The organism is Fuerstiella marisgermanici (assembly GCF_001983935.1).
Lineage (GTDB): Bacteria > Planctomycetota > Planctomycetia > Planctomycetales > Planctomycetaceae > Fuerstiella > Fuerstiella marisgermanici.
Genome location: NZ_CP017641.1, coordinates 3,512,797 through 3,535,349, shown reverse-complemented (window position 1 = coordinate 3,535,349; position 22,553 = coordinate 3,512,797). Strand labels below are relative to the sequence as shown.

At 55.9% G+C, this 22,553-nt stretch carries 15 protein-coding genes, 1 tRNA gene and 1 pseudogene; 10 read left to right on the top strand and 7 right to left on the bottom strand.

Translation table 11 applies throughout. The features are described from left to right. The first annotated feature begins 237 nt into the window (after positions 1-237). Both Fuma_RS13320 and Fuma_RS13315 read left to right on the top strand, forming a co-directional pair. Positions 238-311 (top strand) — tRNA-Val (locus Fuma_RS13320). A gap of 480 nt (positions 312-791) precedes the next feature. After that, positions 792-2,609 (top strand): IS1634 family transposase, encoded by a 1,818-nt coding sequence (locus tag Fuma_RS13315; protein WP_077024568.1) that lies wholly within the window; start codon positions 792-794, stop codon positions 2,607-2,609. 17 nt (positions 2,610-2,626) lie between these two features. Here the strand turns inward: Fuma_RS13315 and Fuma_RS13310 are convergent, their stop codons facing one another. Next, on the bottom strand, positions 2,627-3,205 hold the full coding sequence (locus Fuma_RS13310; RefSeq protein ID WP_077024567.1) for a tyrosine-type recombinase/integrase: 579 nt from the start codon (positions 3,203-3,205) through the stop codon (positions 2,627-2,629). 74 nt (positions 3,206-3,279) lie between these two features. Here Fuma_RS13310 and Fuma_RS35910 point away from each other — a divergent pair, with 74 nt between their 5' ends. Then, entirely contained in the window at positions 3,280-4,743 is a 1,464-nt protein-coding gene (locus Fuma_RS35910) for an IS66 family transposase (RefSeq protein ID WP_077024566.1), read from the top strand. Here the strand turns inward: Fuma_RS35910 and Fuma_RS36205 are convergent. The 3 genes and pseudogenes from Fuma_RS36205 to Fuma_RS13295 form a co-directional block, all read right to left on the bottom strand. Further along, a pseudogene (locus Fuma_RS36205) lies at positions 4,666-5,658 on the bottom strand (ISL3 family transposase); the annotation flags it as partial. The gene Fuma_RS35910 and the pseudogene Fuma_RS36205 overlap by 78 nt on opposite strands. Before the next feature lie 12 nt (positions 5,659-5,670). Then, positions 5,671-5,802, bottom strand: coding sequence for a hypothetical protein (locus Fuma_RS36425; protein ID WP_257787794.1), 132 nt, complete (start codon positions 5,800-5,802; stop codon positions 5,671-5,673). A 454-nt stretch (positions 5,803-6,256) separates the two neighbouring features. Beyond that, on the bottom strand, positions 6,257-7,717 hold the full coding sequence (locus Fuma_RS13295; protein WP_077022387.1) for an IS66 family transposase: 1,461 nt from the start codon (positions 7,715-7,717) through the stop codon (positions 6,257-6,259). A gap of 174 nt (positions 7,718-7,891) precedes the next feature. Here Fuma_RS13295 and Fuma_RS13290 point away from each other — a divergent pair, with 174 nt between their 5' ends. Continuing rightward, a complete protein-coding gene (locus Fuma_RS13290; RefSeq protein WP_083732023.1) occupies positions 7,892-9,640 on the top strand; it encodes a thioredoxin family protein in 1,749 nt (582 codons plus the stop codon). A 410-nt stretch (positions 9,641-10,050) separates the two neighbouring features. Here the strand turns inward: Fuma_RS13290 and Fuma_RS13280 are convergent, their stop codons facing one another. Next, a complete protein-coding gene (locus tag Fuma_RS13280) occupies positions 10,051-11,640 on the bottom strand; it encodes an NAD(P)/FAD-dependent oxidoreductase (protein WP_077024563.1) in 1,590 nt (529 codons plus the stop codon). Between the two features lie 311 nt (positions 11,641-11,951). Between Fuma_RS13280 and Fuma_RS13275 the strand changes: the two genes are divergently transcribed. Continuing rightward, positions 11,952-13,670, top strand: a complete 1,719-nt coding sequence (locus tag Fuma_RS13275; RefSeq protein WP_077024562.1) for a protein kinase domain-containing protein — start codon at positions 11,952-11,954, stop codon at positions 13,668-13,670. A 196-nt stretch (positions 13,671-13,866) separates the two neighbouring features. Continuing rightward, positions 13,867-15,087 carry a phospho-N-acetylmuramoyl-pentapeptide-transferase gene (mraY, locus tag Fuma_RS13270; RefSeq protein ID WP_229360912.1) on the top strand — a complete coding sequence of 407 codons (1,221 nt, stop codon included), beginning with the start codon at positions 13,867-13,869 and terminating at the stop codon, positions 15,085-15,087. Positions 15,088-15,202: 115 nt separating this feature from the next. On the opposite strand, the gene Fuma_RS13265 is transcribed toward mraY, so the two are convergent. Together Fuma_RS13265 and Fuma_RS13260 are read right to left on the bottom strand one after the other, a co-directional pair. Then, positions 15,203-15,637 carry a hypothetical protein gene (locus Fuma_RS13265; RefSeq protein WP_077024561.1) on the bottom strand — a complete coding sequence of 145 codons (435 nt, stop codon included), beginning with the start codon at positions 15,635-15,637 and terminating at the stop codon, positions 15,203-15,205. Between the two features lie 266 nt (positions 15,638-15,903). Beyond that, positions 15,904-17,079: a hypothetical protein gene (locus Fuma_RS13260; protein WP_145944150.1), complete on the bottom strand. Its 1,176-nt coding sequence runs from the start codon at positions 17,077-17,079 to the stop codon at positions 15,904-15,906. A 530-nt stretch (positions 17,080-17,609) separates the two neighbouring features. Here Fuma_RS13260 and nuoH point away from each other — a divergent pair. The 4 genes from nuoH to nuoL all read left to right on the top strand — a co-directional run bounded on the left by nuoH (position 17,610) and on the right by nuoL (position 22,494). Further along, positions 17,610-19,004: an NADH-quinone oxidoreductase subunit NuoH gene (gene nuoH, locus Fuma_RS13255; RefSeq protein ID WP_077024559.1), complete on the top strand. Its 1,395-nt coding sequence runs from the start codon at positions 17,610-17,612 to the stop codon at positions 19,002-19,004. After that, on the top strand, positions 19,004-19,585 hold the full coding sequence (locus Fuma_RS13250; RefSeq protein WP_077024558.1) for an NADH-quinone oxidoreductase subunit J family protein: 582 nt from the start codon (positions 19,004-19,006) through the stop codon (positions 19,583-19,585). Before nuoH ends, Fuma_RS13250 begins: the two co-directional genes overlap by 1 nt. Positions 19,586-19,614: 29 nt before the next feature. Then, positions 19,615-19,923, top strand: a complete 309-nt coding sequence (gene nuoK / locus Fuma_RS13245; protein WP_077024557.1) for an NADH-quinone oxidoreductase subunit NuoK — start codon at positions 19,615-19,617, stop codon at positions 19,921-19,923. 123 nt (positions 19,924-20,046) lie between these two features. After that, positions 20,047-22,494, top strand: coding sequence for an NADH-quinone oxidoreductase subunit L (nuoL, locus tag Fuma_RS13240; protein WP_077024556.1), 2,448 nt, complete (start codon positions 20,047-20,049; stop codon positions 22,492-22,494). Positions 22,495-22,553 lie beyond the last annotated feature (59 nt).

Below are 22,553 nucleotides of genomic sequence, written 5' to 3'. Positions count from 1 at the left end.
GCTGGGTGCAAACCAAACCGTTTTGCGCGGTGAGCAATCCTCGTGCAAAACGGCCCCACCTGGCACTGGAAGGTGTTTCAGGCGGCAGAATCGACCGAACGGGAATTCCCGATTCAGCGGCCGCGAAAAAATCGACTCATTCAGTCGTCGTCAGTCTTGAAACCCCCGAACCCGCCTGCCATACTCCGCGTCTCACTGGCAGCCGCTGTTCACAGACGGCTGCCAGTGAAACGACCCGGGCGCTTAGCTCAGTTGGCTAGAGCACCTCGTTTACACCGAGGGGGTCGGGGGTTCGAGTCCCTCAGCGCCCATCGGGAGACCCCGTAAGGGGGAGCAAGGAGTTGCAAACTCCCGCAATTCATTGACATTCGTGTCTTCCGCCGGAACCCGTTGCGAGTCATCGCGACGGGTTTCGTGCATTTGCTGCACCGGATTCTGCACCGCCTTTGCGAAGTGATCATCGGTGACCTGCAGGTAATGCTTTTGAGCCACTGTCGTTGAATTCCCGATCCACTCACAAACGACGTGAAGGGGATACGACTCAGCAAGTTCCGTTTCGCATGTGGAACGCAGGTTTTGCCACGGCTTCGGCCACGGCTGAATACTCGCCGCTCTCAACTTCTTCGTTAGCCCAACTTCCCCAGCAGCCGCACAAAATGTGGTTGCAGAGAATTTATTCGGCGTGTTTTTGTTATCGATTTTCCGAAAGTCCAGCGTTTGAAATCTGAAACACGATGTAGTGACGACCTCTGATCTGGTTGGTCGGAGATCCGTCGGTAGCATTTGCGATCATGTTCATTCGCCAATGCCATCGGATCAAAAACGGTCGTCGCCACGCCTACTGGGCGCTGGTCGAATCGTATCGCTCGGCCAGTGGGCCGCGGCAACGGGTGGTCGCGTGGCTGGGGAAGCTTGACGAAGCCGGGCGACTGGGTGTGCAGCAGGCGGCGGAAGTTCTGGCCGATACCGATGCTACGGCGGCAACGGGCGATCGATCGCAGCCGCTCAGTCGACAGATGCAATTCGAATTTGATGACGACGCGACGGCTGTCGCTCCGCGATGGGTTGAAGTCAACGCCGCCGGAGTTCGTGTGGAAAACCTGCGGCAGTTCGGCGGACCGTGGATGGCTCTGCACCTGATTCGCACGCTGCAGCTCGACACATTTCTGAACAACGCGATCCCCGAAGGTCGCGAACTGGTCGGCTGGGATGTGAGTTCGCTGATTCTGATCATTGCCCGGCTCCTCGAACCCGCCAGTGAACTGTTCACGGCCGAACAATGGTATCCGAAAACGGCGCTGCCCGATCTGCTCGGCGTGAGCGAAGAACGTGTGAACGATAATCGGCTGTACCGCACACTCGATCAGCTGCTGCCGCACAAGGACGCATTGGAAACGCATCTGAAGAATCGCCTTGGCCATCTGTTCGATCTCGAATACGACCTGCTGATGTATGACGTCACCAGCACTTACTTCGAAGGTCAGGCCGAACGCAATCCGCTGGCTCAGCGTGGCTATTCGCGCGATAACCGCAGCGACTGCAAGCAGGTCTGCATCGGGCTGGTGGTGTCTCGATGCGGAATGCCGCTGGGATACAAGGTGTTTGCCGGCAATACGGCCGACGTTACTACCGTGGAACACATCGTCGAAACGATGGAAGCACGCTACGGGAAAAGCGATCGCATCTGGGTCATGGATCGCGGCATGGTGTCGGAAGACAACATCGAATTCCTGCGCGAAGGCGGTCGACGCTACATCGTCGGCACTCCCAAATCGATGCTGAAGAAGTTTGAACACGAGCTGCTGAAGGAAGACTGGACCAGCATTCGCGATGGCCTGGAAGTCAAGGTCGTGCCGTGGCCCGGCAGCGACGATCCGGATGAATCGGAAGACTGCAACACATCGCCGGAGACATTCATCCTGTGTCGCAGTCGCGATCGATCAAAGAAGGAAGAAGCGATCACACAGCGCTTCGAAAAGAAGATCGAAGAGTCGCTCATCCGCATGACGGCGCGGTGCGATAAACAGAAACGCGACCCGATGAAGGTCGAACGTGAGATCGGCCGGCTGCTCGGAAAGAACACTCGAGCGGCAAAGCTCTTCGACGTGAAAGTCACGAAGACAGATGACGGGGCCGCACGCATCGAATGGTCAAAGATCGAAGCTACGCGTGACTGGGCGACTCTGAGTTCCGGATGCTATCTGCTGCGAACGAATGTCAGCGACTGGTCCGACGAAGAACTTTGGAAGGCGTACATCCAACTGACCGAAGCGGAAGCCGCGTTCCGAATCCACAAAAGCGATCTTTCGATCCGCCCGATCTGGCATCAGAAGGAGGACCGTGTTCTGGCACACATCTTCGTGTGTTTTCTGGCGTATGTGTTGTGGAAGACGCTCGGCCAGCTGTGCAGCAAAGCAGGGCTGGGCGACGAACCGCGCCGTGTGCTTGCGGAGCTGTCGGAGATCCGTTCGATGGACGTCGTCCTGCCCACTCGCACCGGCCCGGAGATCCGTACTCGCTGCGTGTCAAAGCCCTCCGACCATCAACAGATTCTTCTGGAAAAACTGAATCTCAAACTGCCCTCGAAAATAATCCAAAAGCAAATGTAGTGGAAACTTCTTGCCGCTCACCGCACAAAACACTGCCTTCGTGACTTGAGTTGGGGAAGTTGGGTTAGCAGCGTTCCATAGCTGGAATCCATCTTTCTGTAATCAGTGATTACAAACTCCGCCCCGTCGTCTGCCAGTTCGAAGCAGTCCTCAAGGTAAGGACGAAGTTCCAGGAACAATGGAATCTCTCGTGATGCACCACCTTCGTGGTGTTCGGTCTTTGGGCTTGTCACGATGATTCGCTCACGTGCCCAGTCGATATCAGTCCAGCGCAGTGACAGGACTTCCGAGGGGCAACGCATCCCGGCATAGCGTGCCAAAGCAAACATCGCCCGCCACTGAGCAGTCGGGAGTGCATCCAACACCCGTTTGGCAAGGTCTCGTGAAATAAAGAACTCGCGCGACTTGTCACCGGCGCCGGTAGCCGTGGGAAGGTCACGATGCTTGAAAGGATTACGACTGATCAATCTTCGGTCGACGGCGTCCTGGAAGAACTGCTTCGCAATCCCACACGTGCGACGAACCGTATCTTCCGCCAGCTTACCCTGAAGATAGCGTCGAAAGTCTTTCGCGTCTCCGATGGTGATGTCCCGCATGTTGCGACGTAGCTGTCCATTTCAGCTTGGAGACTGGTCTTTTTCTGTCGGTTAGATTTTGATACGACAGGTGGATGGACACGGATGTCAGTCAGATCATCGCTGTGGAAGTGAAGCAGCTTGTGCTTAGCCTGCAGCGTGAGGTTGCGGAGCTGCGGGACGAGAACCGGCGGCTGCGTGATCGGATTGAAGAGCTCGAAGGTAAGAACCCCACAGAGCGACTCGACGAGGCGTTTTCGGTGACGGCGGAAGAGAGACGCCGCGCTGAAACGGGCCGCCGAAAAGGTCGCAAAAAACAATCCTCGGCGCGTCGCGGTCGTCGCACAACCGAGCAGAAAGCGGACAACGCCGAACGACGCGAACTCATTCTGCCGGAAGGTTACAACGTCGCAGAGTGCCGTTTCGTTCGGGAACGTTTCGTCTGGAGAGTGATCAACGGCCAAGCCGTGCAGGTCGTCTATGAAATCTATCACGGCCCCAACGGCGAGAAATCCGAAATTCCGGGCGTGTGGCCGCGGTCCGAATTCGGCATTGAAGTTCATATCGCGCTGGCTCGCATTGTGACCATCACGGGACTGTCGATCGACAAGACGTGTGCATTGATTGAATTCTTCTGGAATCTGCCGCTCGGCAAATCCCAGGCGGACGCTCTGTTGAATCAACTGGCACGGCGTTGGGAACAGGAATTCGAATCTCTGTGTGACCTGATGGCGTTCAGTGCGATTGTGCATGCAGACGAAACCAGTTGGAGTATCAACAGCGTGTGGGCTTTTTTGTCGGAGAAGGCGCGCGTGCTGATCTTCGGATGCCGCAAAGACGGCGACACACTGGCTCAGATCCTGTCGAAAGAATTGTTTGGAGGCGTGCTTGTTTCGGACGATGCGGCCGTGTACCGAGGTTTCAGTCACGCACAGAAATGCTGGGCTCACCTGCTGCGGAAGGCCATCCGTCTGACGCTGCTGAAGCCGGACAACGAAGAGTACCAGCGACTGCTCGACGGCCTGCTGGAAATTTTCTACGCGGCCAAACGCCACGCCGCCGATGGTCGTCTTGGCGATGCCGGTCGTGCGGCGAAGGTCGATGAACTTGATAACACGCTGGCGGCTCTGCTGGTGCGTTACTGCGCCGAGGATTCCGATGTTCGGGCGGCCGACTTCGGCAAGGATTTTGACAACCTGGTCTCAGAACTGATTCGGCTGATGACGGAAGAGGAGTTGTTTTGTTTTGTGACAAGCCCGGCCGCGCCAGCAACGAACAACGAAGCGGAACGCAGTCTTCGCGGCGCGGCCATGGACCGTCGCACAGGTCGAACGAGCAAAACATCGAAGGGAGCCCGTCGCCGCAGCATTCTTACGGTCCATCCGGGATTATTGTGGGTAGAGGTCGAGTCCTCCGCAGTAGAAGAGGATGGCGGTTTTGAAGTTGTCGCGGTTTCGGTATCCGCCGACTCTTCGTTTGATGGCCATGATTTTGCTGTTCATTCCTTCGGCGACGGCGTTTGTGATTCCGTGAGTGCAGTAGCTCACCACATTGGCTAAGCGTTCTTTGATCGTGCGAGCGACTTTCTTCATTGGCTCCAGCTTTGTGTGGATGACTCGCTTGTACCAGTCATTGAAGAACGTCGTGGCCTCTGCCGGAGTGTCATGAACCCAGAGGTCTCGCAGCATCTCCTTGTAGGCCCACGCTTTGCCCGTGAGTAACTCTGCCTTCCATGCGGCATCAAAGCGTTCCTGCTGTTTTTCGCTGAGATTCTCCTGGCCTGAAAGCCACAGATACCGAGTTCCCGTCAATCGATCATCGCCTTCGGCGCGAAGCTTCTTCTGCTCCGACCGACGGACCTTGTCGACGGCTTCGGTTGCCAGCTTCATGATGTGAAAGCGGTCGTGCACAATCTTCTGTTCGGCCAATGCAATGTTGCCTTTGGTGCTCTTGACGTATGCGGCACTCATGTCCATCGCAACCGCCTCCACAGACTGCTTTTCACTGTCGGAAAGCTGATCGAAACAGGCATCAGCGGCTGCCGTGTCATGACCATCGGAAATCGCTTCGACAGTGCTCTTGTCCAAGTCATAGATCAGCGTGACGTAGTTGTGTCGTTTTCGAAAGGCTTTCTCGTCGATGCCGATTCGAGGGAGGTTCTTCGATTGTTTGCGATCCTTCCCGCGAGCCACCGCCTTCTGCAGAATGTGCCACGATTCATCCCATGAGATCCCCAGAATGCTGCACGCCCCTTTCACGGTTTGTGTGGCCAGAAGAACGTCGATGGCGAAGCGTTCAAAGAACAATGAGAAGCGGCTGTTCTTTTCCGCCCAGGGAAGCCTGATCTGTTTGACGCCATGATCCGGGCACTTCACGCGAGGCGTGCGGGCATGAAGGATGGTCGCAAATTGCATCGTGTCCAGATGCCGCCATTTGCGAGACTTCGTGTGGTCATAGCACGGCAGCTGCCTGTCGCAATCCGGACATCAAAAAGTTTCGCCCTCGCCATGTTCGACGAAAACGTCGACCTGTTGAGCTTCCATATCCAGCTGAACGTCCGCCACAAACCACGGCCCCGTCAGTCCCAAAATCTGTTCGTAAAAGTCTGTTCCCTGCATCCCACGAAAACTAACGAATTAACGCCTCACCCACAAAGAACCCGGATGGACCAACTTATTCGAGGCGCAGCTATATTCAGCGTGACTAGCAAGTGCGTCGACCAAAATCAATTTGATAGAAACCACCCCTTACGCTATATCGACCGCTGAGCAGCGGTGGTCTAGTTCCAGAAGTCGGGTTTACGTCCGTATTACGGTAGATTTATCGACCACGTCGCGCCGGATTCTAATGGCCGCGAGGAGAAAGAAGGGGCAGGACTCTTTTCGCGTTTCGTTGCTCCCGGCACGAACAACGCCTCGCTGATTTTCGTTCGTCGATGTGCTGCCGACCTCGATCGAACTTGCTGATAGCTATCCACCGGCGACGGGATTTGCCGACCACGGAATTGACGGGCGCTCCTTTCTGTCACGTAGCTGTCCATTTCCGCGTGGTGCGCAGCGTGAGGTGTGGTGTTCAGTTGGCGGGGACGAGTTTGGACAGTCGCGACTGACCGGGCGGCGCGGAGGTCAGGCCGACTTCAAGTTTCAGTCGATCAAACAGACTGAATCCATCCTGCTGCCACGTCATGACCTCGGCCACCACGGAACTGAGCGTTGGTGTTTTCAGATGGAGATTCAGCGATTCCAGGACGCTTGTAAGAATGCTGCGGCGACGGGCTCCCTTCGATGTTTTGCTCGTTCGACCTGTGCGACGGTCCATGGCCGCGCCGCGAAGACTGCGTTCCGCTTCGTTGTTCGTTGCTGGCGCGGCCGGGCTTGTCACAAAACAAAACAACTCCTCTTCCGTCATCAGCCGAATCAGTTCTGAGACCAGGTTGTCAAAATCCTTGCCGAAGTCGGCCGCCCGAACATCGGAATCCTCGGCGCAGTAACGCACCAGCAGAGCCGCCAGCGTGTTATCAAGTTCATCGACCTTCGCCGCACGACCGGCATCGCCAAGACGACCATCGGCGGCGTGGCGTTTGGCCGCGTAGAAAATTTCCAGCAGGCCGTCGAGCAGTCGCTGGTACTCTTCGTTGTCCGGCTTCAGCAGCGTCAGACGGATGGCCTTCCGCAGCAGGTGAGCCCAGCATTTCTGTGCGTGACTGAAACCTCGGTACACGGCCGCATCGTCCGAAACAAGCACGCCTCCAAACAATTCTTTCGACAGGATCTGAGCCAGTGTGTCGCCGTCTTTGCGGCATCCGAAGATCAGCACGCGCGCCTTCTCCGACAAAAAAGCCCACACGCTGTTGATACTCCAACTGGTTTCGTCTGCATGCACAATCGCACTGAACGCCATCAGGTCACACAGAGATTCGAATTCCTGTTCCCAACGCCGTGCCAGTTGATTCAACAGAGCGTCCGCCTGGGATTTGCCGAGCGGCAGATTCCAGAAGAATTCAATCAATGCACACGTCTTGTCGATCGACAGTCCCGTGATGGTCACAATGCGAGCCAGCGCGATATGAACTTCAATGCCGAATTCGGACCGCGGCCACACGCCCGGAATTTCGGATTTCTCGCCGTTGGGGCCGTGATAGATTTCATAGACGACCTGCACGGCTTGGCCGTTGATCACTCTCCAGACGAAACGTTCCCGAACGAAACGGCACTCTGCGACGTTGTAACCTTCCGGCAGAATGAGTTCGCGTCGTTCGGCGTTGTCCGCTTTCTGCTCGGTTGTGCGACGACCGCGACGCGCCGAGGATTGTTTTTTGCGACCTTTTCGGCGGCCCGTTTCAGCGCGGCGTCTCTCTTCCGCCGTCACCGAAAACGCCTCGTCGAGTCGCTCTGTGGGGTTCTTACCTTCGAGCTCTTCAATCCGATCACGCAGCCGCCGGTTCTCGTCCCGCAGCTCCGCAACCTCACGCTGCAGGCTAAGCACAAGCTGCTTCACTTCCACAGCGATGATCTGACTGACATCCGTGTCCATCCACCTGTCGTATCAAAATCTAACCGACAGAAAAAGACCAGTCTCCAAGCTGAAATGGACAGCTACGGCTCTAATGCCCCTCAGGGTTTTGCCTGTCGCGAATCAATGGTTAGATAAAAAGTCATACGTCAAGGGTCAATGCAAGTGTCGCCGTCCCTTCAGTAACGTTTTCCTATGATTCATCGACTGCAACACCATACGGTCATGCCATCGTACTCACCACAATCGCAGCGGGGACGCTCATACCAATCTCTGTGGCGCGTCCTGGCAATCTTTTACTCCGCACTGTTGGTGTCTGGATGCGGGGATGTGCCGACAGAGCAATCAACCGATCGAGCCTCCGGCGAGGAGCGATCGGACGCACGGCCAATCGTGTTCGGTCACTCAATTTCGGTTGCTCTCGAAGAAGCAAAGCAGAGTAATCGTCGGGTCCTCGTCTACTTCACCGGACCATCGTGCTTGTGGTGCCGCGTCATGGAGGAAAAAACGCACTCGGATCCCATCATTCGCGATCTGGCTTCCCGTTTCGTCTGCGTAAAGGTGAGCACAACAGAGTTCCCCGGTGTACAGGAGGACTACGGCGTCTTCACGATCCCCAGAACCATGGTGCTGACAGCAGATAACGAAAAGGTGACAGATTGTGTTGGATTCGAGCCGCCTGACCAACACGCAGAACGGTTAAGAGCCGCAACAGATTCGCCGCCCCTGCCGCCTGCCAGTGAAGTATCGGCCGCTAACATTATTGTTAGCGCATCGGTCGCAGCAGCGGACCTGGTTTTTTGGTTCGTAGACTCAACAACGACGGAACCGAACGAGAGAGTTAATGATCATACCGAACTGTTGTCGTATCTTCGAGACAACGGTTTCAAGCCACGAATAGAACACGTGCCACGTAGCCAACTCAAGTCGCGGCGGGATGAGTCAAACGAGCGGGGACGAATTCCCGATCTGCTGGTCGCATCAAATCGCAGTGGTCTGATTCGGCAGTTGATGAGACAGGGAGTAACGCGCGACGCCATTTCGACACGCTTGAGGTTTGAGTCGATACCTGCCGTGTGCGATGACTTTGCGATGCAAAACGTCTGGTTGCTCCCTGACTCCGCAAACCATCACCGCGCTGCAGAGGCCATGAACGCCCTGTTTGATCCGCCTGCCAGCAGTAGTTCCGGCACGCGGCGTTTTACAACACGGCGGAGTGAAGTTGAAGCTCAGCAGTTTGCGAGGCAGGTCGCCGAATGGTGGTCTGAAGGAAACCTGGGACTACTGCGGAAGCACATTGATCCGGAGTCTCCCCAGCGCGGGATGACTGAGTCTGATGATGTGCGATGGCGACAGGGACTCGACGTGCGCACCACGGGTATTGAAATCGCCGGAAACGACAAGATCGCAATTGCACTCGTCGAAACACGTGGGAAGGGAGTGAACGCCGATCGGCAGGACTTCGTGAGCGAATCCACTCTGATAGGATCGCCAACCGTCGTCATTCTCAAACGAGACGGGAACAATACGTGGCGAGTTCTCGTGGCCGGAACATTGGGTTACGACGTCCATGTGGACGACCTAACTCGCACCATGCAGTTCGCATGGCAGGATGCTGCAAACGAAGAGCGAGTGAATCCAAGGATTCTCGGGCCGCCCGCCGGAACACTTCCGCGTACCGGTAAGCAGTACGTGTGGGATGTCAATGCTTCCAATCACGAATATCTCAATTTGTTAGTCGAGTCTCATTTTAGCCCTGACGGAACGCTGGGGGCCACTGTGATATCGTGCCTACCCGGCGGAGTTTCCTCCGGCCAGTCTCCACTCCAGATCACGTGTCGAAAGATGGCTCAAGTCTGGTCGATCTCACCAACCGGTTCGGTCGCGTTTTCTGAGATACACGAGTGGCAGCCGGAACCGAGACACCTACCTGACCCCAAGTAAAAATCCATTGTTGCGAGCGTGGTTTGACGCCGTGATTACGTATTATGCCTCCATCCTTTCCGCTTTCTATTTTGGCATCAGACACTCGCTCGAATTGACGGCACTCACCACCGGCTTAATGGCTCAGGTGGCCGTGACATTCGCGCCCACGATACGCTGCCATGCGGCGGCCATATCGAATTCAGTTTGCTACGCACGAAGTTGATGCCACAGAAATAACTCGGGGCATGTATGCCTGGTGCCTGGCTCACATCGGACGGGAGTTTATGTCGATGTCGCTGCAAGTGCTTGGGCAGAAGAAGGTGACGCCGACGACATTGATTGCACGCCGCGAGCAAAGTTATCTATTGGCACCATGTCGCCCCGAATGCGATTGGCTGCGCACTGCGGCGTAATCTTGCCTCATGTCGTTAAACCGGCGCGAACTGTTCGACAATCTTTCTGGCCGCGCGGAGGCCGTCGACGGCGGCGGTGACGATGCCGCCTGCATAGCCCGCTCCTTCGCCCACCGGATAAACGCCGCTCAAACCGGGAATCTGCCAGCTCTCACGATCGCGGTCGATGCGCACGGGCGAACTACCCCGCATTTCCGGGCCGACCAGCACAGCGTCGGGCAGGTATTTGCCCTTCCACTTGGCATCCATCACCGGCAGTCCGGCCTGAATCGCTTTTAGAATTGGCGGCGGCAACACTTCGGCAAGATTACGCGGCTTGACGCCTCGTTCATACGACGACGGAATCACTTCCTGCGGCGAAGGCGTCCTGTTCGCAAGGAAGTCAACAGCGCGTTGCACCGGAGCTTCGTAATTGCCGCCAGTCATTTCGAACGCCCTCGCTTCGTACAGCCGTTGCAGCTCAACGCCCGCAAGGGGGTGAGCACTACCGAAATGTTCCGGTTCCAGAGTCACCACGAGCCCGCTATTAGCAAACGGAGTGTCGTGGCGTGAGTTGCTCATGCCGTTCGAACAGTACATGTTCGGTTCAGACACGCTGGGGATTACAACTCCGCCAGCACACATGCAAAACGTGAACAGATCGCGTTCGCCCTTTGCGACCAGCGTGTAGTCGGCGGCGCCCAGTTGTTGAAGATATTCTTCCCGGCCGTATTTGTGCTCGTTGATCAACTGCTGAGGGTGTTCGATTCGCAGCCCCATTTGAAACGCTTTGGCCTGCAACGGCAGACCGGCGTCCAGCAGCATTCGGTAGGTGTCTCGCGCGCTGTGACCAATCGCCAGAATGCAGTGTGAGGCGGGAATAAACCCAGACGATGTTTCCAGTCCCTGCAAACGTCCGTCGGAAATCTTCACACCTTCGAGACAACAGCCAAAACGGTATTCGCCACCCAACGCTTCTGTTTTGCGCCGATAGTTGCGGCAGATCATCGGTAACTTGTTGCTGCCAAGATGAGGCCGGTGTTCGTAGGTCAGCGAAGGTCGCCCGCCGCAATCCACGAAACTCTTTAACACCCAATCCACGTCCGGCCCGGTGATACGACACGTCAGTTTTCCATCACTAAAGCAACCCGCGCCGCCTTCGCCGAACAGATAATTGTTCTCTTCATCATGTTCGCCGCCGCGATCGAATTTCCGAATCGCAGGTACTCGTTCCTTCACCGGCCGCCCGCGTTCGATAATGATCGGTCGATAGCCTTTGATCGCCAGGTAGTAGCCTGCCAGCAGACCTGCGGGTCCCGATCCGATCACGACCGGGCGGTGTTCCATGCCGGTGGTGCCGGGCGAAGGATCGAAGAACGGCTTGCCTTCAAACGGCTGCACCTGGAAATCGGAGGACGACTTCAACTTGCTGCCGTCTGGAACAGCGACGGCCACGGAATAAACGTACTGCAGGCTTCTGCGTTGGCGAGCGTCGAGACTCTTGCGAATGATTCGAAACGACTGCAGGTCGGTATCGTCCAGCCCCAGCTTTCGCCGTAGCCGCTCGCGCAGATCTTCTTCCGGCGATTCTACGGGCGTTCTGAAATTGGCGATTCGAATCAGCATGGATGGCAGGGCCCTCATCAGGTCTTCCCGGCTTTCCTTACCGGCCGAACTCGTGTGGAGATCCGCAAATGAAGCAGGACAGAACTGTACAAACGGAATCTCAGTGTGTTAAATAAGCCCCAAGGGGGGATGGGATTTCCCACTTATTCAGGCACGTTTGCGTTTGGCAACGCCAGTGGTTCCGTTTCGAAACCTCTGGAATGTCTGCCGACAGCGAGCGTATGATAGTGTTGAAAATCACAGTGCAAGGATGTAGTAGGCTGCTGATTCCGCATTCTCATCACTAGTTTTCTCCGAAATCGGCAACGTCTATGCAGGCCCCGACCGCTGCCAGCGAATTATTCGAACTGCTGCAAAAAAGCGAACTGCTTTCGGCAGAACAGGTGCGCAAGGTCGTTCGTAAGCTTGAGTTGTCCGACGACATGCCGCCGGAAGACGTGGCTCGCGCGCTGGTGCAAAACCGAATCGTTACGCCGTTTCAGGCCGAACGATTGCTGGAAGGCCGCTACCGTGGCTTCGTGATCGACGGCTATCGCGTGCGAGAAGTCCTTGGCGTCGGTGGGATGGGCTGCGTTTACATTGCCGAAGACCCTGAGCACAATCGCAAAGTAGCACTCAAGGTGATGTCCAGCCAGCACGCGATGGACGCTGGCATGCTGGCCCGCATGAAGCTGGAAGCTTTGGCTGGCATGCAGATTAAGCATCCCAATGTCATCGAAACCTACCGGATCGACAGCACAGGCGCCGTCAACTACATGGTGATGGAGTTCATGCGCGGCATCAGCCTGCACGAACTTGTCGCTTTGCACGGTCCCGTTAAATGGTACATGGCGTGCGACATTTTTCGGCAGGTCGCGAAGGGGCTTAACGCCGCTCATGAACTGGGCATCATCCATCGCGATATCAAGCCCGCGAATGTTTTGATCAATTCTGAAGGCGTCGCCAAGCTGCTGGACTTCGGGCTGGCAAAAATCGAAGGCCGAGCGGGTGAAGAATTTTCGCTAGCCATGATCTTCGGGCACGATTGCCTGGGAACTCCTGACTATATCGCTCCGGAACAAGCCGTCGACAGCAGCAAGATCGACGCAACCGCCGACTTATACAGCCTCGGATGCACGCTGTACGTGGCGTTGACTGGCCGAGTTCCCTACCCGGAAAAAACAAACGCGGCCAAAATCGCGGCTCACCAAAACAAGACTTATCGGCCGATTCAGGATATCCGCAAAGATGTGCCGGACGAAGTGGTCGCGATTGTCGACCGCTTGATGTCGAAGAACCCGAAAGACCGTTTCCAGTCCGCTGCAGAACTGGTCGACGCGCTGAAGCCGTTTTCGAAACGGCGACCGGTGAAATTCGAATTCCGTCAACTGGTGACTTTGCGAGCCAAACAGGCACGCGACAAGGAAACTCGCGTCGAAAGCCAGAAGGCCGCCCGCGCGACGGGGCCTCGTTCTTCGATTACCTCTGCTTCCGGCTGGTTGAACAATCCCAGCCACCACTTCAGCGCGGAAGTCGACACCCATGCCGGTGACGACACGCCTGCGATTCGCCAACCCGCTCCACCACGACCGCGCAGCGTGCCCATGGCAGACGCCAACCCGCCTGCGGTCCGCCCGACTCAGAAGAATCGCACCAATGTGCCGAAGGGCTGGTCGTTGCGTCGGTTCAAGACGAAACAGTCATTCCCCTTAAAACGCGTGAAGACGCGCATCGGGAATTCGGACGAGTGTGAAATTAAAATGCGTGGCACTGTGGTCGACAACCGCCAATGCTACCTCGAATACGACGGTTCCTGCTGGAAGCTGCACCAGGAATCGCGTTCGCAACCGACATTCGTTAACGGCAAGCCGGCCGCTCACACAGAATTGCGACACGGCTCAAAGATTTCATTCAGCGATGGTAGCGGTTTCGAAGTCATCAGCATCAGCGACATGGAAAAGTCGCAAACCTTCCGCCGCAACGCTCTGCTGCTTCTGGCTCTCGGAGCTCTCGCCGGTGCCGCCGTCGCCGCCTTCCAGCTACTCAACTAAACCGGCCGGGGCGTCCCGGCAGACGGTTGGCGTGGCGGATGGATGAGCTGGACGAATGCTGAAGCGCCGGCGTTGGTGTGCGGGTGAGGCTCGTGGGGGTATGTGTGGCTCGACGCTCCGCGTCGAGAAGGCCCCTGACGGCGCACCCAATCGCCATTGTTGGTTGAGCAGGGAACGAGTGGCGTTTTTTTAGCGCATGGTACTCGATTCGGCGAGTCGAGCCACAATCGGCGGTGTGGAAAACTGCGGCGGGACCTCGTATGTCGCCATTATGACTTCCCGTCCATGGGTTGGTGCGTCACACTTCCGAGCCATGATTCTGTGGCTGTCCCAATTTCTGATTTCACCGTCCGGCAATGACGCTGCGCGCGCGGCCGGGGCGTCCGAAGTTTTTCTGACAAGCCGGATTGCGTTGGCGACGCTTATGGCCTTTCTGGTTGTTGTGCTGTTGGGACCGCTGGCGATTCGCTGGCTGAAACTGCGATTTCGCGAAAAGATTGCCAGTGATTCGGCGACGCTAAACGAACTGCACGCTGACAAAAACGACACGCCAACGATGGGTGGACTATTCACCATGGCGGCCGTGTTGCTGTCGACCGTTCTGTTTGCAGAACTGAGCCATCCCTTCATTCACATCGCGGTCGTGGCTGTGCTGCTGCTCACGGGACTCGGAGCATGGGACGACTGGACTAAGCAAGCAACAACTCGTAACGGCCTGTCGGCGCGTCATAAGTTGGTCTATCAAATCGTCATCGCGTTGTGCATCGGGCTGATGATGTATGTTGAACAGCGTTCAGCATCACTGGGGACGAACATCGTCTGGCCGCCCGTTGGCTTGAGCGTGCCGCTGGGAGGCCTGTTTATCGGGTGGGCAGCGCTGGTGATTGTGGGTTCTTGCAACGCCGTGAATTTGACCGACGGACTGGACGGTTTAGCGGCAGGCTGCACGGTTCTGTGCGGTTCCGCATTCTGCCTGCTGGCTTACGTCAGTGGGCACAGCATCTTCGCAGATCACTTGCAGGTGCCTTACTTTGCCGGAGCCGGAGAACTGGCGGTGGTGATGGGAGCGTTGGTCGGTGCGAAGCTGGGTTTCCTGTGGTTCAATGGTTTTCCCGCTCAGGCATTCATGGGCGACGCCGGTTCGCTGCCGACCGGAGGCCTGCTGGCGGTGGCCGCGTTGCTGATCCGTCAGGAGATCCTTCTGGCAATCATCGGCGGCGTGTTTGTTGTCGAAACGCTAAGCGTGATTATGCAGGTTGGCAGCTACAAGCTGACCGGGCGACGCATCCTTCGGTGCAGCCCGTTGCACAACCACTTTGTGTTTCGAGGCGACCCGGAAACGAAAATCGTGATGCGGTTCTGGATTGTCGCCGCGTTATTGGCGATCGCGGGCGTTGCGAGTTTGAAGCTGCACTAAACGAAAAGTGATCAGCGCATAAAAAAGCCCGGCTTCTGTGGAAGAGCCGGGCTTCTTGAATTTTGTTTCGCAGTCTGCGAATGCGGCTTGCTCGCAGTTGAGAAGGCTGCTTTCGTTACACCCATTCTTCTTCGTCGTCTTCGAAGTCGCCGAGATCGTCGTCGTCGTAGGCTTCGTCTTCAAAGCCATCGTCGAACAGCTCTTCGCCATCACCGGCATCAGCGAATTCTTCTTCGTCGTCGAAACCGCCGTCATCGTCGGTCTCTTCGAATTCATCCCCGTCGGGATCTGTCGTTGGCGGCGTGCCTGCCGGTGCTTCGGCTGGCGGCGGTGCCATGCCTGCGAATCCTTCAGCCGGGTAAAGCGCCATCAATGCAAACGGAGACGCGGAAAGAACAAGAGCCAATGCGCCGGCGACCACGACGAACGCCCACATAATGCCCGAGAACTTTGCGCTGTTCGCGAGACCTTCCATGACGAAGACAGCCACCAGCGCGAGTGCGGGCAGAGCGACCAGTAACGACATCAGGACGACTTGTTTTTTCGACATAGCGAAGCTTTGCGGATTAGTCGGATTATACGGCCGGAATTCTCATTGCGCGAGCAACCACACGCTGTAAGCCTATCGTCATGGTACGTCCATGCGCTGAGTCGAGGCAACAACTGCCCGCAGACTTTATGCTGTCGGTAGAGTTTTCGGGCAGGATAGACGGGCTACAGCGTGTTACACTGACTTGTGGCCGCGGTACAAACGTTTCGTACTATGAATGCTGTTTGCCACGAGCCCGAACCGTTCACGAAAAAAGGTAAACTGCTCTAATTCTTCGCTGGACGTGGTGCCTTTACGTCGGTCAGCCGCCAGGCGGTAATCCATTCTTCCGATTTCCGTTTAAAGCCGAAGTCGTCGATGAGACGTTCTTCCATGTCCGGAAAGTGACCGGCTCCGTAAAACACGCCAATCTTCGGCTTCTTGCCCGCCAATTGCTCTCTCAGAATATTCAACGCCTTCACGTTCCGCTCAGTGATAATCGTTGACGTGCCGTCCGCTTCGGCAAAGGCGGTACCAGTGTTTGCTTTCGTCAACTCAACGGCCGCAATCCGGCGAACGCGATATTTCCGGTCGGAGGCGATCAGTGAGAACATCAGGTCCAGTTGCTGAGCCATCGGGTTGACTTTCTGCTGCTGCAGCGCCGCCTTGCCCATTTCGCGAACCAACAGTTTGGAAAACGATTCGCCGCGAGCCGCCATCGATGATTCGAATTCTTCCTGCGTCATATCGGCATGCACAAAATTGGAGGCGGTGTAGTCGATACCGGCGAGCTGAAATTCCAGACCAAGCGCGTCCTTCATTCCCAGCTGCAGAACCGAAATCGCCGTCAGCCCGACTTTTGCGTCCGTCCATTCGTCTTCGTCAGTGAGACTACGCCGCGCCCCACGTCCGCCACCCGGACGAAAGCCTCGACGAACAGCTTCTTCCGGCATGACGGCTTCAAACAACAGCACGTCGTAGTCGGCAAACCTGTCGTTAAGCTCTTTGTAATACTGGCTTTCGCCCAGGTGAATCGCGCCGATCAGGTCGACGGTTTTGCCAGGGTACTTTTCAGAATCGGCAAAACGAATAATCGACGTCTGCAGCGCCGTGGCCGCTCGCCGGTCGTTACGCTGGATCCGGATATATTCGGGAGCCGCTTCGGCAGTGGCATCCGCGGCCTGTTCGATGGCTGTTGAAGCTTCGCCCTTCGCGTCTTCCGTGGCAGCGTCTGACTTCACTGCCGTTTTTTGCTGTGCGTTCACCTGTTTTACCGGAGCCACGGCGGACCTGCCGTCCTGAGCGCGAGTTTCGGGAAGCCCGAAGGCAGCGAGGATCAGTAAACAGGCACTCAGATAACGCATAACGAATCCTGACAGGAAGAACGGCTTGATGCTGCGAGTAGCACCGATCGCGGGAGCAGACGAAGCTCGCAAAATGGCGGCGAGCCATGCAGGCTCCATTATCAGCCTTAAACGGCAATGAGTCCAGCCCTCGCCTGGCAAGCCGGGCAATTTGGCAGAGCCGACATGCAGTTCGCCACAACGTAACATCGAAGCGTTCGAATCCATGCAGTGGACGGTTCATACGAAATCTTCAGTCGGCATCATGGCTCAGCGTGCACGCCACGTTGAATTGATACAGGTCATCACTCGGGGGAACCGTCAAGAGTCGTCAGTGCAACGCCTAACCTTCCCACAACTGAGAAGCCATGCACGCAAAAATGTCGTTACGTGACAGAAGTCGACCTGAGGTAGTGAATCGCGGAGTGGTTGGTTGCAGACCACTTTTTGTTTTGTCATATTCCTGCCGTTATCGACGCTGACACAAAACGTCACGCAGCGACACGGAATGTTGTGGAACGCACCGGTTTATCTTTGGGCAACTTGCTCGTGATGAATCACGCAAAACTGTAGGCGTTGCCACAAGCAAACGTCGCCGCAAGTTTCAGTCGCACACGGAAGAACGCCCAGCAGGAAACCAGCGAAACGAAATGACCATCACTCTGGCAGCAAACTCCATCTCGGGCGCGCTAAGCGGACAAACCGTCCCGTTGCTGGGTTGGGAAATTTCCGATTCCACGGCACTGATCATAGCGGCGATCATTCATGCTGTACTTCTGTTCCACGTCTTTGCACTTTGCCCGTTCTTCCTGATCTGGTTAGAACGAAAAGGGTCCGGCAGAATTCAGGACCGTCTTGGCCCCACACGCGTCGGTGGCAAGTTTGGCTGGCTGCAATCTTTGGCTGACGGCATCAAGCTGATCCAAAAAGAAGATCTCTGCCCCCCCGTCGCCGACAAGATGCTGTTTAACTCAGCCCCGTACATCGTGTGCCTTGCCTCGTTTGCGGCATTCACCATGTTGCCATTTAGTCATGGCTGGGTGGCTGTTTCTGCGGACTGCGGTTTGTTCATCCTGCTGGCGATCCTGTCGCTGGAAGTCTTCGGCATCATCATGGCCGGGTATTCCAGTGGTTCAAAGTGGTCACTGTTCGGCGGCATGCGAGAAGCCGCTCAAATGGTTAGCTATGAAATCCCACTGGCGATTGGTGCACTAATTCCTGTGCTGTCAGCGGGATCGCTGAACCTCGGCGAAATCGGTGACATGCAGGCCGGCGGCTTTGGGAACTGGTTCATCTTTCGCGATCCGTTCACGTTTGTTGCATTCTTCGTCTTCTTTATTGTGGCAACGGCGGGTTGTAAGCGAGCTCCCTTTGACCTCGCTGAAGCAGAGAGCGAACTTGTTGGCGGGTTTCATACCGAATACAGCGGGATGCGGTGGTCGTTCTTCTTCATGGGCGAATACGCCAGCATGTTTGCCGTGTGCGGAATCGCATCGATTCTGTTCCTGGGCGGCTGGCATACCGGACTACCGTTTATCGACGGGCCATTGCAGGACCTGCGAGCTCAAGGCGCGGCCTCCGGCGAATTTTTTGCACCGGGGTATCTGGCCAACGTTCTTGGAGCTGGCGTCTTCATCTCGAAGGCGGCCCTGTTCGTCTTTGTTCAAATCTGGGTTCGCTGGACACTACCACGACTTCGAATCGACCAGGTCATTACAACCTGCTTGAAATACCTTCTGCCGATCTCTTGCGTACTGTTTCTGGGTGCGGCAGTCTGGCCGTTGGTGTTTATGTTCAGCAAGGGAATCACAACTAGCCCGATTCATTCGCCTCTTGGCGAACGCGTGGCAGCCGGCCATGTGACTACGATTGAAGGCTCAACTGACAGCCAGCTGAGTCCCTCCGCACCGGCAGAAGACGTGCCAGCGAGCGACGGGCCGGTTGATGGTCCCGCAGACGAAGCAGCGTCGAAGGCCGTTCCCAATAAGAGTGACGCGGTGGCCAAGCCTGTGGCTATGACCAGCTTTGCCCCGGAGACGCGATAATGAATATTCTCTTCATCGTTTTGGCGCTGGCAGCCTGCCTTGGCGCAATTGCAGTGGTCGTGAGTCAAAGTGTCGTGCGAATGGCATTCTGGCTGGTGATATCGCTGGGCAGCGTGGCTGGTCTGTTCTTCCTGTTAAATGCAGACTTCGTCGGTGCTTCTCAGCTATTGGTCTACGTCGGCGGAACACTGGTTCTGCTGGTGTTCGGCGTGATGCTCACAGCCAGCGGCCCATACATGAAAATTGAAACGTCACCCGGTGAAACTGTTGTTGCGGGTTTGGTTGGACTGCTGTTCCTGTTCATGACCTTTTCGACGCTAAGTGCGGTCGACTGGGAAGCGACGAATGATCAGGTCATCGCCAACACCGGCGCTGTGGATAGCCCTGAAGGGTTTGGCGATGGTTCTGAAGGCAATACGCTGCGGCCAATCGGTCTGGCGTTGCTCGGAATTCGGCCTGACCTTGGCAGCACGTCACCGGGCTACCTTCTGCCATTTGAAATTGCATCGGTGCATCTGCTGGTCGTCCTGATTGGCGCATCGTATCTGGCTCGTGCCAAGCGTCGTCGCGACGCAGTTTGATAGTCTGTTAATAGAATTAAGCTCTGGTTATGCAGCCTGAATTAAATTCCTATCTGTTTGTCGGCGCGGTCCTGTTCGTGTGTGGCGTCATGTGCATGGCGACCAAACGAAATGCGATTGGCGTGCTGATGGGTGTTGAGCTCGTACTTAACGGTGCCAACGTCAACTTTGTCGCATTCTCGCGATTTACAACACTGGGGCTGGATGGCCAGGTGTTTTCGTTATTTGTCATCGTTCTTGCTGCTGCTGAAGCGGCCGTGGCGTTGGCGATTGTGTTGAACTTCTACAATAACCACTTAACGGTCGACGTGGATCGCGGTAACAAGCTGAAAGGCTAAGGCATTGCCGACCGCCAGCCGGTCTGGTTTTCTGCCTCGTAACGCTCCTGTTGGTCGCGACGCGCCGAACTGTTTCATGCGGTCGGCCGTGACTCTTGTATTTGAAATCATTCTGGAAATCCGATGGTCGGCGAAACGCTGAAATATCTGCTGATGACCGCCTGGCTGCTGCCCCTTCTGGGGTTCGCGGTTGAGATCTTTCTTGGCTACAAAAAGAACGATGCTCGCCGCAGCAAACTCGGCGCGTGGATCGCGGTCGGCTGTATCGGAACGGGCTTTGTTTGCAGTGCCGCGGCATTGGTGATCTGGAGTAACGCCAGCAACGCATGGGGCGAAGATGGCTGGATCACTCAACAAAAAAATGCCGCCCATCACGATGGTCACGACGGCGATCATGATGCAGACGGTGCTCATGACGACGAGCATCATAGCAGCACATCGCCATCAAGAGCTGACTTTCTGCTGGCGTCGGTGACGGCTGATGAGCACGGCGAAGACGAACACGGCAGCGGCGGCAAGGGACAGACGGTTTACTCCGGCACGATCTACACGTTGGCGACTTTTGGGTCTCTGACACTGTCGATTGACTATTACATCGACAGCCTGACGATCGTCATGTTTGCCATGGTGACGTTGATTGCAACATGCATTCACCTGTTTGCGATGGGCTATATGAGTGACGAGTTGACGGAACAATATGTCGACCATCACGTACATATGTCAGACGGCAGCCACCTGCACCGTCCGGGGCGTTTCTACCGCTTCTTCGCGTTTCTGTCGCTGTTCTGCTTTTCGATGCTTGGGCTGGTACTGGCCGGAAACATCTTTCAGGTATTCATCTTCTGGGAACTGGTCGGCATCTGTAGCTTCTTGCTGATTGGCTTCTATACAGAACGCAAGTCTGCCAGCAACGCTGCCAACAAAGCGTTCATCATGAACCGAGTCGGCGACTTTGGGTTTCTGATCGGGCTGATGGTCTTGTGGACGTTCTTCGGTACGTTCCGCTTCGGAGATACCACAGTCGAAGGCGAAGTGGCTGAGCAGGGTCTGTTTAGCATGGTGCATCGCGACGACACCGGCAACCTGATGCAGGACGACATCACTGGCGAAATCCTCATCACCGACAATCACGGACACACGCTTCAAGACGAACAAGGCCAGAGCCGCACCATTCCATACTTCCTGCTGGTCGTTGCCGGCCTTGGAGTTTTCGCCGGGTGCGTCGGCAAGAGTGCTCAGTTTCCACTTCAAACATGGTTGCCAGATGCGATGGAAGGCCCAACTCCGGTCTCCGCACTGGTGCATTCGGCGACAATGGTCGCTGCAGGTGTCTACTTAACCGGACGCTTCTTCCCGATGTTTACTCAGGAAGTGCTGCTGGTGATTGCGTACACAGGCTGCATTACTTTGTTTGTGGCTGCCACGATCGCAGTCGTCGCCACGGACATCAAAAAGGTGCTGGCATATTCCACAATCAGTCAGCTCGGCTACATGATGTTGGGCCTGGGCGTATTTGGCTGGGGAGCTGGCCTGCTACATCTGATCACTCATGCCTTCTTCAAATCGTTGATGTTCCTGTGTTCTGGTAGTGTCATTCATGGCTGCCACCACGAGCAGGAAATGCCCAAAATGGGCGGACTGCTGAAGAAGATGCCAATCACGGCGATCACTATGTTGATTGGTGTATTGGCCATCGCGGGATTCTGGTTGCCATTCGGGCTTCAGTTCTCAGGCTATCACTCGAAAGACGCGATCGTGGCTTCGGCATTGGCATTCACGAAAGCCAATCCGGCTCACTTTCTGCTGTTCTTTATGCCATTGATCACTGCCGGCATTACGGCATTCTACATGTTCCGACTCTGGTTTATGACCTTCTGGGGCAAACCTCGAGATCAACACGTGTACGACCACGCTCATGAATCACCATGGATCATGACCGTGCCGCTCCTCATTCTTGCACCATTTGCCTGGTTGTGTGCTTACGGTGGTGAATCAGGAAACCTGTACCTGATGCTGACCGGCGATGCACCGACTCATCTTCACGATGGTGTGGTTGCCGCGACGGCTGGCGGACTCACAATGCCCAGCCACGAAGCGATTCACGCTGTGCACGGAACTGCAGGACTTTGGGCTCTGGTATCAGCTTCGGCCGGCATACTCATCGCCGCCCTGCTGTACGCCTGCAATGTCGTCAACCTTGATGACATGAAACGTAACCTGTCCGGTGTTCACGGATTCCTTAGCAACAAGTGGCACTTTGACGATTTGTATGACGCTCTGTTCGTGAACCCCGCTCATAAAGTGGGTGCGTTCTGTGCATGGATTGACAAAGCCATCTTTGACGCCATTCTGCACAGTCTGGCAAAACTGACCGTGCTGATATCGAAGTGGGATCGAATGTTCGATGAAAACGTCATCGATGGATTCGTCAACCTCATGGCGTCTGCAACCCACTCGTTCGGCACCAGTTTGAAACACGTTCAGACGGGGCGGTTGCGACAATACGTAATGTTTATTGTGCTGGGCGTCGTCGCTTTGTTTGCGGTGCTGTTCACGACATTCCCAAATTAGTTGGTTCGCTCTCCGATATTCTGAGTTCGGCGACTATCAGATAACTACTTCCATTGGTC